The organism is Vibrio sp. YT-18, assembly GCF_033337345.1.
Lineage (GTDB): Bacteria > Pseudomonadota > Gammaproteobacteria > Enterobacterales > Vibrionaceae > Vibrio > Vibrio alginolyticus.
On sequence record NZ_JAWOQO010000018.1, the window covers coordinates 79,191 to 89,562 of the forward strand.

Consider the following 10,372-nt stretch of genomic DNA (forward strand, 5'->3'; position numbering starts at 1 on the left):
AGGGGCGTGAGGTTTGTCTTCGGTTAAAAATAATAATCCCTGCCCCAATGAGCATGTCGTGAGCGTTTTAGCTATTTCAATTACTACTGTAGCGTTAGCAGAAATTGGCGATAAGACCCAATTGCTATCTCTATTACTCGCAAGTCGTTACCGAAAACCAATCCCAATTATTGCAGCAATCTTTTTGGCAACTATTGCCAACCACGCTTTGGCTGCATGGTTAGGTGTGGTTGTCGCAGACTATCTATCACCTGAGATTTTAAAGTGGGTGCTGGTGGTCAGTTTTGTCGCGATGGCGGCTTGGGTTCTGATCCCGGACAAACTGGATGATGACGAACAGATTTCTAATCGAGGCCCATTTATTGCCAGCTTTATCGCGTTCTTCGTTGCGGAGATAGGCGATAAAACTCAGATCGCCACTTCCATCTTAGGGGCGCAATACGCGGATGCGTTAAGTTTGGTGATTATCGGTACCACAATCGGTATGCTGCTGGCGAATGTTCCTGTGGTCCTGATTGGTAAATTGTCGGCCGACAAGATGCCTTTAGGGCTGATCCGTAAAATCACCGCATTTTTGTTTATTGCTCTGGCAATAGGGGCTGCACTGTTCTGATTTTTTGCACGTGAAATGATGTGAGTTATCAATCATTAGTGGCGTGCTGCGCGAGTTCAAACTCTGACTCTAAATCGTTCCGTTGCGTGACGGATGACATATAAGTGTCATACTTGTCATGGTAGTTTAATGGTGTGAATGATAGCGAGAGGGCAAGTTTATGCTTACACGTTACATGGGGATGTCCCCGAAGAGTCAGAGTTATTTATTCACTTTTGGTTTAGCGCTGTGTTTACTAGCGATGGTGCTAACTGATATGTGGTTACCGATTGTAGCAGGATCGTTCGTTCTTACTGGATTGACAGTAGAAGCGTGGATTCGTGTCGCTCACATCATTCCTATGCATGAAGAGATGCGGGCAATGAAGAAACAACTTAACAAGCTCCAATCAGAAGTTCGCACACTCGAATACGATGAATAAACAAACGGCAGCCAATATTGGCTGCCGTTTTTAGTTCGACCAGATTATTCCAATCCTTTCTTGATCAGGTACTGATACGGAACTTGCTCCGTTTGTGCCGCAACTAATTGGTGGTCCATAAAGCGGCAGAAACTCGGAATGTCTCGAGTTGTGGATGGATCGTCTGCTTTGACCAGCAAAATCTCACCATCTTGCATGTTGCGAATTGTCTTCCTGACCATCATCACTGGCTCTGGGCAGCGCAGTCCTTCCGCCTCTAATGTCTTGTTTGCCAGTTCAGGATTAAAGCTCATAGTGTGATTCTCGTAACTAACTGAGCGTTGAATTTTACTTTCGTTGAAAAAATATTCAATAACCACTTGGCAAACCGAATTTTTTGTTTTACCTTAAATTAACAATTTGGTAACAACTGGCAAGGGAGAGGCAATGTTAACAGCGTTAGACAGACTTACGATTTACTCAGTGCTGTGTTTTATCTCGTTTTGTGCATTGGTACTCAGGACGCCAGCTGACACCTCTTTGACGCCTCTAGTAGGCATGGTTGCCACTATTATTGGGATTTGGATCGAGATGCGCAGATGGTCTGGCGCATCTGAGCAAGAAAATTAGCGCTTCTTGCTTGGATCAGAATGCTTTTAATAACGCTCACCTATTTTTTACCGACACTTCATTCCGACACTATCCCCATTTTTCTTGGGCTTCCCCGCTGAAAGGCGGGATTTTTTTTGCCTAAAGAGTACAATTTACCCAAACACATACAAAATAAGTGGCTAATTCGTGGAACTGGAAGACATCTATCGCCGAGATTTAAATTTACTGGTTGCGTTGCGAGTACTGATAGAAGAAAACAGTGTCAGTAAGGCGGCAACACGTCTGAACTTGAGTCAATCGGCAATGAGTCGTGTGCTTGGTCGTCTACGTGACTTGTTGGGAGACCCGCTGTTTACTCGTCAGGGACAGCATTTGATCCCAACTCAGAAAGCGTTAGAGATCGATCGCTCATTGGGCGAGCCATTAGAGTCTTTACGTCAGTTGTTATCTCCGGTTGAGTTTGACCCATTGCAATGCGTACAGACTTTCAACATCGTGACCACCGACTATGCCATGCAAACGATCTTACCGTTCGCTTTGCCGAGAATTTACCAAGAAGCGCCAAACGTGTCTTTCAACTTCTTACCACTGCAACACGACCGTTTATCAGATCAGCTCACTTATGAAGGTGCAGACTTAGCGATTTGTCGTCCGACTGGCCCGGTGGAGCCTCTACGCAGTGAAGTGTTGGGGCGAGTGGGGGTGCTGTGTATGCTTTCAAAACAGCATCCATTAGCGGATAAAGAAATGAGCTTGGATGATTATCTGAGTCATCCACATGCCATGATCGCCATCAGTGATGGTGTTAAGGCACTGATCGAACAAGCTTTGATGGAGAAACCTAAGCGTAAAATGGTTCTGCGGGCGTACCATTTAGAAGCCGCATTGGCGATCATGGATACCTTGCCAATTATCATCACAGTGCCAGCGGACTTGGCGTATCTGGTTGCTGAGCGTTATGACTTGGTGGTGAAACCGTTACCATTCCAATTCACGCCGTTTGAATACTCGATGATTTGGCATGCGCGTTGCGAGCATTCTCCCGCTCAAGAATGGTTAAGAACGATTGTGCGTGAAGAGTGTAGCCGTCTGATAGCTAAACGTATCGAAGATATGGGACTGAACTGCTAACAAAAAAGAGCCAGCAATGCCGGCTCTTCGTCTGTTTACACTGAGTCAGTGTTTATAGCTTGATAACCACACGACCCGTTACTTGACCGTTGGTGATGTCTTCTGCATATTTCGGTGCTTCAGCAAGAGCAACTTCAGTACACGCTTGCTCGAAGTAGCTGTCTGGTAGTAGCTCGACCAGCTTTTCCCATGCAGCGATACGTTTCTCTGTTGGGCACATTACTGAGTCCACACCTTGTAGGCGAACATTACGTAGGATGAACGGCATCACTGTGGTTGGTAGATCAAAACCACCTGCAAGACCACAAGCTGCAACTGCACTGTTGTAATCCATTTGCGCCAATACTTTAGCCAGTACTTTGCTGCCTACAGTATCAACCGCACCTGCCCATACTTGCTTTTCAAGTGGACGTGCTGGTTCTTCAAATTCAGTACGGTCGATGATGCGGCTAGCACCTAGTTTTTCAAGTAGCGGGCCATTTTTTTCTACACGACCTGTCACTGCAGCAACTTTGTAGCCAAGCTGTGCTAGAAGCGTTACTGCGACTGAGCCTACACCGCCACTTGCGCCAGTTACAAGGATTTCACCATTTTCAGGTTTGATGCCTGCATCAAGCAGTGCTTGAACACATAGCATGCCTGTGAAACCAGCAGTACCAACCATCATTGCTTTCTTGCTGTCTAGACCTTTTGGTAGTGGTACTAGCCAATCTGCTTTTAGACGAGCACGCTGAGACATACCACCCCAGTGGTTTTCACCCACGCCCCAGCCAGTAAGGACAACTTTGTCACCAGCTTGGTAGCGGTCGTCTTCTGAGCTTACTACCGTACCTGCTAGGTCAATACCTGGCACCATCGGGAAGTTACGGATGATTTTACCTTTACCTGTGATCGCAAGACCGTCTTTGTAGTTTAACGATGAGTAATCAACGTCAATCAGAACGTCGCCTTCAGGCAGTTGTGTTTCATCGATTTGCTCGATGTTAGCGATAGTACGTTTGTCTTCTTGATTTAGAACTAGAGCATTAAACATAAGGTTCTCCGATTGTGCGGTAGCATGACTCTGGGTCACATGCAGCAAGATATCAACTGGTCTAAGTGTATGTCTTCTTTGTCTATGAATAAAATGAAACTTGAGCATTTAATGTATGCTCTTCATGCATGTTTGATGTAAAACAAAAAGGGCGACATCAATTGTCGCCCTTAAGTGTAATACTAAAAATTTTATTATTAGTTCATTTGCTTATGATTGTTGGCTCGATCACTACAACAACGTCTTGAACTGTTATGGTCGTTCAAATACTGTCGCAATGCCCTGACCCAAACCGATACACATGGTGGCCAGACCGTATTTCGCGTCTTTCGCTTCCATTAGGTTGATCAACGTTGTTGAGATACGTGAACCAGAACAGCCGAGTGGATGACCCAATGCTATCGCACCACCGTTAAGGTTGACCTTCTCATCCATAACATCAAGCAGGCCTAAGTCTTTAGCACACGGCAGAGACTGCGCGGCAAATGCTTCGTTTAGCTCAACCACATCCATGTCTTCAATTGAAAGACCGGCACGCTTGAGCGCTTTTTTCGTCGCAGGTACAGGACCGTAACCCATAATAGAAGGATCGCAGCCCGCAATGGCCATGCCTTTAATACGTGCACGAATCTTCAAGCCAAGTTCATTAGCTTTCTCTTCACTCATGATCAACATCGCTGATGCACCATCGGACAGAGCCGATGATGTACCGGCTGTTACTGTACCGTTTGCAGGGTCGAACACTGGGCGAAGTTGAGATAGACCTTCAACGGATGTTTCAGGGCGAATCACTTCGTCGTAATCCAGAGTGAACAGTGTGCCGTCTGCTGCGTGGCCTTCAATTGGTAGAATTTCGTTTTTAAAACGACCCTCTACGGTTGCTGCGTGCGCACGAGCGTGAGAGCGAGCGGCAAACTCGTCTTGTTGCTCACGGCTAATACCATGTAATTTACCAAGCATTTCAGCCGTTAAGCCCATCATGCCCGCAGCTTTTGCTACGTTCTTTGACATACCTGGGTGAAAGTCTACACCGTGGTTCATTGGCACATGCCCCATGTGCTCAACACCACCAATTAGGCAGATTTCAGCATCGCCAGTCATGATGGCACGTGTACCATCGTGAAGTGCTTGCATTGATGAGCCACACAAGCGGTTCACCGTCACGGCGCCAATTTCAATCGGCAGACCAGCAAGCAGCGCCGCATTACGTGCAACGTTAAAGCCTTGCTCTAGTGTTTGCTGTACACAGCCCCAGTAGATGTCTTCAATCTCGCTTGGGTTCACTTGTGGGTTACGCGCAAGAATGCCTGTCATTAGGCGCGCAGATAGATCTTCTGCTCGTGTATGACGGAAAGCACCACCTTTAGAGCGACCCATTGGAGTACGTAGACAATCGACTACGACAACATTTCTTGTTTGATTAGTCATTTTAGAATCCCTCCTTAGATAGAACCTTGCTGTTGTGCACCGTAAAAGCTTTCACCTTTCGCCGCCATATCAATCAGCATTTGCGGTACTTGGTACATCGCACCTAGCTCGGCGTGTTGTTTTGCCATTTCAACGTATTCAGCAATACCCACGCTGTCTAGATAGCGGAATACGCCACCGCGGAATGGAGGGAAACCAAGACCATAAACCAGTGCCATATCCGCTTCTTGTGGAGTGGCAATGATGCCTTCTTGTAGGCACAGCACCACTTCGTTGATCATTGGAATCATCATACGTTGAATGATGGTCTGATCGTCAAAGTCCTGCTTATCGGCACAAACGTCAGCAAGTACCGGTAAGATCGCTTCGGAGAAGGTTTTCTTCGGCTTACCTTTTTTATCTATGGTGTAGCTGTAGAAGCCATTACCATTTTTCTGACCATATTTGTCTGCTTCGAACAGTGCATCAATCGCATCACGACCTTGTTTACCCATACGCTCAGGGAAACCGTCAGCCATCACAGCTTGTGCGTGGTGCGCGGTATCAATGCCGACTACGTCAAGCAAGTACGCCGGTCCCATCGGCCAGCCAAATTTACGCTCCATGACTTTGTCGATTTTCGTAAAGTCAGCACCATCACGAAGTAGCATGCTGAAGCCGCCAAAGTATGGGAACAATACGCGGTTAACGAAGAACCCTGGGCAGTCATTAACGACAATTGGTGATTTGCCCATTTTCGCAGCATACGCCACAACACGATTGATGGTTTCATCAGAGGTATGCTCACCACGGATGATCTCAACAAGAGGCATACGATGCACTGGGTTGAAGAAGTGCATACCACAGAAGTTTTCTGGGCGTTTTAGTGATTTTGCCAATAGGTTGATAGGAATCGTCGAGGTGTTTGAGGTGATAACGGTGTCGTCACCGACATGGGATTCAACTTCACTTAAAACTGCTGCTTTTACTTTCGGGTTTTCAACGACAGCTTCAACAATCACATCAGAGTTTTCAATACCTGCGTAATGTAGGCTCGGTGTGATTGACGCTAAAATACCCGCCATCTTAAAGCCATCAATGCGACCGCGAGATAAGCGTTTATTCAGCAGCTTAGATGCTTCAGTCATGCCTAGGTCGAGCGACGCTTGCGCGATGTCTTTCATTAAGACAGGCACACCTTTTAGCGCTGATTGGTAAGCAATGCCGCCACCCATGATACCTGCACCTAACACGGCTGCACGTTGCGTGTCTTTACTTGCTGACTTCGCTGCTTTTTTCGCAATGCCTTTGATGTATTGATCATTAAGGAATAGGCCAACGAGTGATTTTGCTTCTTCCGATTTAGCCAATTTCACGAAGTGCTTACGTTCAATGTCTAACGCTTCATTACGTGCAAAGCGAGCACCTTCTTCAATCGTGATAACGGCTGTCATTGGGGCAGGGTAGTGAGGGCCTGCTTTTTGTGCCACCAGACCCTTCGCCATGGTGAAACTCATCATTGATTCAAGCTTACTCAGCGTTAGCGGAGATGTTTTCTGTGCTCGGCGTGCTTGCCAGTCAAGTTTCTCGTTAATTGCAGAGTTAAGAGTTTGTAGTGCTGATTCGTATAAAGCATCAGTCTCTACAACTGCATCGAGTAAGCCAATTTTCAATGCTTCATCCGCACGGCATGCTTTACCTTGGGTGATGATTTCCATTGCGCTGTCTGCGCCAATAACGCGAGGTAAGCGTACACAACCACCAAAGCCAGGCATGATTCCCAGTTTCGTTTCTGGTAGGCCGATGCTGGTGGTTTTGTCACCAATACGCATGTCTGTTGCTAGCACACATTCACAACCGCCACCAAGAGCGTGGCCTTTGATCACTGAGATGGTCGGAACGGGTAAGTCTTCTAATTTGTTAAAGATGCTATTAGCAAATTGCAGCCATTGGTCGAGCTCGGCATCCGTTTTAGCAAACAGACCTAAAAACTCGGTAATGTCTGCGCCTACAATGAATGCGTCTTTATCTGAAGTGAGCAACAACCCCTTGAGGCCTTGATGGGCAATGAGCGCATCAAGAGCTTTATCTAGCGATTCCAATGTCGCTAGGTCGAGTTTGTTGACGGATTTTGGAGAGCAGAAGCTTAGCTCTGCAATACCATCTTGTATTTCCTTTACCTGTAGGGTTTCGGCTTGGTAAATCATTGTCTATCTCCATGACATACAATCGTGGATTGTCTGTATACCTATTTCAACGACGCCGTGTACCTCGGCAAATAGGTATCGAGGAAGTCGTTTTATTTTTGTTCTGGTTTGACCAGTAAAGTTAGTTTGGATCGTGGATTGTCTAATTTCAATACATTTTTTAAACAAGTGTTTAACATTGTGCGCTGTGGCAGATCTTATGCGACGGGTAAATCACACTCGTGATAGACTTCAGGCAAATAAACCTGAATCCATAATCCTATGAATGACAAGCCTTATCTGATTCCAGCAGAGCCCGCTCAATTTGAAGAAGAAATTAAAAAGAGCGTCTTCATTACTTATTTGGCACACACGCCAAGTATCGAAGCTGCAAAAGCATTTGTTGATCAAATCAAAGCTAAACACGCTGATGCTAGACATAACTGTTGGGGCTTTGTTGCTAGTCGACCAGAAGATTCGATGCAGTGGGGCTTTAGTGATGATGGAGAACCTTCAGGGACGGCAGGTAAACCGATCCTTGCTCAGCTGTCTGGATCTGGTGTGGGGGAGATCACGGCTGTGGTCACGCGATACTCTGGTGGAATCAAGTTAGGTACAGGCGGCTTGGTTAAAGCGTATGGGGGTGGGGTACAACAAGCGCTCAAGCTGCTTCAAACTATTGAGAAAAAAATAACCACAAAGCTCAGACTAACGTTAGACTATGGGTTTATGCCGATCGCACAGTCAATCATGCCGCAATTTGGTGCAATAGAAGTCGAGGCTGAATACAGCGATCAGGTGGTATTAGTGGTGGAAATTGAGCTTCGAGAAGTGAGCGCGTTTACCCAAGCAATCATCAATAAAAGCGGGGCAAAGGCAATTGTCACTCCGCTAGACGGACAATAATGAAAAACAGGAAGCAACAGGGACAGCTTCGCTAGTCAATTTATCCATGCAATTTCGTTCAATTATTCGAATCGTCGGGCTACTGCTCGCACTCTTTAGTGTCACTATGCTTGCGCCAGCACTCGTTGCGCTGATCTATCGAGATGGTGCTGGTGTGCCTTTTGTCACGACATTTTTTGTTCTGCTGTTTTGTGGGGCCGTTTGTTGGTACCCAAACCGCAGGTATAAGCACGAGCTTAAAGCTCGAGATGGCTTTCTTATTGTCGTCTTATTCTGGACAGTACTTGGCAGTGCAGGCTCGATCCCCTTTCTCATTGCTGACAACCCGAACGTCTCAGTGACAGATGCGTTTTTTGAATCGTTTTCTGCTCTCACGACGACCGGGGCGACCGTTATTGTTGGTTTGGATGAGTTACCTAAAGCGATTCTATTCTATCGACAGTTACTGCAGTGGTTCGGCGGTATGGGAATCATCGTATTAGCGGTGGCGATTTTGCCAGTACTTGGCATTGGTGGTATGCAGCTTTACCGCGCCGAGATCCCAGGTCCAGTCAAGGACACTAAAGTGACGCCGCGCATAGCAGAAACGGCTAAGGCGCTTTGGTACATCTATTTGAGCCTGACTATCGCCTGTGCTTCGGCTTTTTGGTTAGCTGGTATGACGCCATTTGATGCCATCAGTCACAGCTTTTCCACCATTGCTATTGGCGGCTTCTCTACCCACGATGCCAGCATCGGATATTTTGATAGTTACGCGATTAACCTGATTACTGTGGTTTTTCTGCTTATATCTGCATGTAACTACACGCTGCACTTTGCTGCATTTGCATCAGGTGGCGTACATCCCAAGTATTACTGGAAAGATCCTGAGTTTCGTGCCTTCTTGTTTATTCAAGTGCTGCTATTTATCATTTGCTTTCTATTATTACTGAAACATCACTCTTACACATCGACATACGATGCTTTCGATCAGGCTCTGTTCCAAACCGTATCAATATCCACAACAGCGGGCTTTACGACAACAGGTTTTGCGGATTGGCCGCTCTTCTTACCTGTGCTGTTATTGTTCTCTTCCTTTATAGGTGGTTGTGCTGGTTCAACAGGCGGCGGCATGAAAGTGATCCGTATCCTGCTTCTTACCTTACAAGGTGCGCGTGAACTAAAACGTTTAGTCCATCCACGCGCGGTTTACACCATCAAAGTAGGTGGCAGTGCCCTACCGCAACGTGTTGTCGATGCGGTTTGGGGTTTCTTCTCCGCATACGCATTGGTATTTGTGGTTTGTATGTTGGGGTTGATTGCAACAGGAATGGATGAGCTCAGTGCGTTCTCGGCGGTGGCTGCGACTCTGAACAACCTCGGTCCTGGCTTGGGAGAAGTGGCGCTTCACTTTGGTGATGTTAACGACAAAGCAAAATGGGTATTAATAGTTTCTATGCTGTTTGGTCGTTTGGAAATCTTTACCTTACTTATTCTACTTACGCCGACGTTTTGGCGTAGCTAAGGGGAAATCGTGGCAAAAGCATTATTTCTATACTCTTCCCGCGAAGGGCAGACTAAAAAAATTCTCCACTATATAGATGAACAACTTCCAGATTTCGATTGTGAGCTGGTGGATTTACATAATGTCGAGACGATTGACTTCAGCCAATACGACAGAGTATTGATAGGCGCCTCTATTCGCTATGGCCATCTTAATAAAAAGCTATACCAGTTTATTGAGCGAAACCTCAATCAATTGGAGCAAAATAAAGTGGCATTTTTCTGCGTAAACCTAACCGCTCGTAAAGAGGACCAAGGAAAGGATACACCTGAAGGTAGTGCCTACATTCGCAAGTTCCTAATTAAGTCGCCTTGGAAACCAACGCTAATCGGTGTTTTTGCTGGTGCACTTTATTACCCACGTTATAGCTGGTTCGACAGAACTATGATTAGGTTCATTATGTCGATGACGGGTGGCGAAACCGATACGACCAAAGAGGTGGAGTACACCAATTGGGAAAAAGTGGCTCTTTTCGCAGATAAATTTAGAGAACTGTAGAAATAACGTGCTCTTTTGACCGCTTTTGATGCAAATTTATCCG

The 10,372-nt window shown here is 46.2% G+C and carries 11 protein-coding genes; 7 read left to right on the forward strand and 4 right to left on the reverse strand.

The genetic code is table 11. From position 1 onward, the window contains the following. Nucleotides 1–58: 58 nt before the first annotated feature. Both R7M72_RS19935 and R7M72_RS19940 read left to right on the forward strand, forming a co-directional pair. Nucleotides 59–613, forward strand: a complete 555-nt coding sequence (locus R7M72_RS19935) for a TMEM165/GDT1 family protein (protein ID WP_005378877.1) — start codon at nucleotides 59–61, stop codon at nucleotides 611–613. Between the two features lie 160 nt (nucleotides 614–773). Further along, on the forward strand, nucleotides 774–1,034 hold the full coding sequence (locus tag R7M72_RS19940) for a hypothetical protein (protein ID WP_005378878.1): 261 nt from the start codon (nucleotides 774–776) through the stop codon (nucleotides 1,032–1,034). Between the two features lie 44 nt (nucleotides 1,035–1,078). Here R7M72_RS19940 and tusA read toward each other — a convergent pair whose 3' ends face one another. Next, a complete protein-coding gene (gene tusA, locus R7M72_RS19945; protein WP_005378879.1) occupies nucleotides 1,079–1,327 on the reverse strand; it encodes a sulfurtransferase TusA in 249 nt (82 codons plus the stop codon). Nucleotides 1,328–1,460: 133 nt separating this feature from the next. On the opposite strand from tusA, the gene R7M72_RS19950 reads away from it, so the two are divergent. Both R7M72_RS19950 and R7M72_RS19955 read left to right on the forward strand, forming a co-directional pair. Then, nucleotides 1,461–1,643: a hypothetical protein gene (locus tag R7M72_RS19950; RefSeq protein WP_005378880.1), complete on the forward strand. Its 183-nt coding sequence runs from the start codon at nucleotides 1,461–1,463 to the stop codon at nucleotides 1,641–1,643. 168 nt (nucleotides 1,644–1,811) lie between these two features. Further along, nucleotides 1,812–2,756, forward strand: coding sequence for a LysR family transcriptional regulator (locus R7M72_RS19955; RefSeq protein ID WP_005378881.1), 945 nt, complete (start codon nucleotides 1,812–1,814; stop codon nucleotides 2,754–2,756). A gap of 52 nt (nucleotides 2,757–2,808) precedes the next feature. Here R7M72_RS19955 and R7M72_RS19960 read toward each other — a convergent pair whose 3' ends face one another. The 3 genes from R7M72_RS19960 to fadB all read right to left on the reverse strand — a co-directional run bounded on the left by R7M72_RS19960 (nucleotide 2,809) and on the right by fadB (nucleotide 7,403). Next, on the reverse strand, nucleotides 2,809–3,789 hold the full coding sequence (locus tag R7M72_RS19960; protein ID WP_005378882.1) for an MDR family oxidoreductase: 981 nt from the start codon (nucleotides 3,787–3,789) through the stop codon (nucleotides 2,809–2,811). 252 nt (nucleotides 3,790–4,041) lie between these two features. After that, nucleotides 4,042–5,217 (reverse strand): acetyl-CoA C-acyltransferase FadA, encoded by a 1,176-nt coding sequence (gene fadA, locus R7M72_RS19965; RefSeq protein ID WP_005378883.1) that lies wholly within the window; start codon nucleotides 5,215–5,217, stop codon nucleotides 4,042–4,044. Between the two features lie 14 nt (nucleotides 5,218–5,231). After that, a complete protein-coding gene (fadB, locus tag R7M72_RS19970) occupies nucleotides 5,232–7,403 on the reverse strand; it encodes a fatty acid oxidation complex subunit alpha FadB (protein WP_054579435.1) in 2,172 nt (723 codons plus the stop codon). Nucleotides 7,404–7,664: 261 nt separating this feature from the next. Between fadB and R7M72_RS19975 the strand changes: the two genes are divergently transcribed. The 3 genes from R7M72_RS19975 to hemG are packed head-to-tail and all read left to right on the forward strand — an operon-like array spanning nucleotide 7,665 to nucleotide 10,329. Further along, nucleotides 7,665–8,288: a YigZ family protein gene (locus tag R7M72_RS19975; protein ID WP_025768945.1), complete on the forward strand. Its 624-nt coding sequence runs from the start codon at nucleotides 7,665–7,667 to the stop codon at nucleotides 8,286–8,288. A gap of 46 nt (nucleotides 8,289–8,334) precedes the next feature. After that, complete coding sequence (locus R7M72_RS19980; RefSeq protein ID WP_005378893.1) at nucleotides 8,335–9,792, forward strand: TrkH family potassium uptake protein; 1,458 nt, start codon at nucleotides 8,335–8,337, stop codon at nucleotides 9,790–9,792. A gap of 9 nt (nucleotides 9,793–9,801) precedes the next feature. After that, nucleotides 9,802–10,329 carry a menaquinone-dependent protoporphyrinogen IX dehydrogenase gene (gene hemG, locus R7M72_RS19985; protein ID WP_005378894.1) on the forward strand — a complete coding sequence of 176 codons (528 nt, stop codon included), beginning with the start codon at nucleotides 9,802–9,804 and terminating at the stop codon, nucleotides 10,327–10,329. Nucleotides 10,330–10,372: the final 43 nt, after the last annotated feature.

Bases quoted from the DNA above. Each gene is read 5' to 3' on its own strand.
- R7M72_RS19975 (WP_025768945.1), top strand. From the start codon at position 7,665: ATGAATGACAAGCCTTATCTGATTCCAGCAGAGCCCGCTCAATTTGAA.
- R7M72_RS19940 (WP_005378878.1), top strand. From the start codon at position 774: ATGCTTACACGTTACATGGGGATGTCCCCGAAGAGTCAGAGTTATTTA.
- R7M72_RS19960 (WP_005378882.1), bottom strand. From the start codon at position 3,789: ATGTTTAATGCTCTAGTTCTAAATCAAGAAGACAAACGTACTATCGCT.
- fadA (WP_005378883.1), bottom strand. From the start codon at position 5,217: ATGACTAATCAAACAAGAAATGTTGTCGTAGTCGATTGTCTACGTACT.
- R7M72_RS19950 (WP_005378880.1), top strand. From the start codon at position 1,461: ATGTTAACAGCGTTAGACAGACTTACGATTTACTCAGTGCTGTGTTTT.
- R7M72_RS19980 (WP_005378893.1), top strand. From the start codon at position 8,335: ATGCAATTTCGTTCAATTATTCGAATCGTCGGGCTACTGCTCGCACTC.
- fadB (WP_054579435.1), bottom strand. From the start codon at position 7,403: ATGATTTACCAAGCCGAAACCCTACAGGTAAAGGAAATACAAGATGGT.
- tusA (WP_005378879.1), bottom strand. From the start codon at position 1,327: ATGAGCTTTAATCCTGAACTGGCAAACAAGACATTAGAGGCGGAAGGA.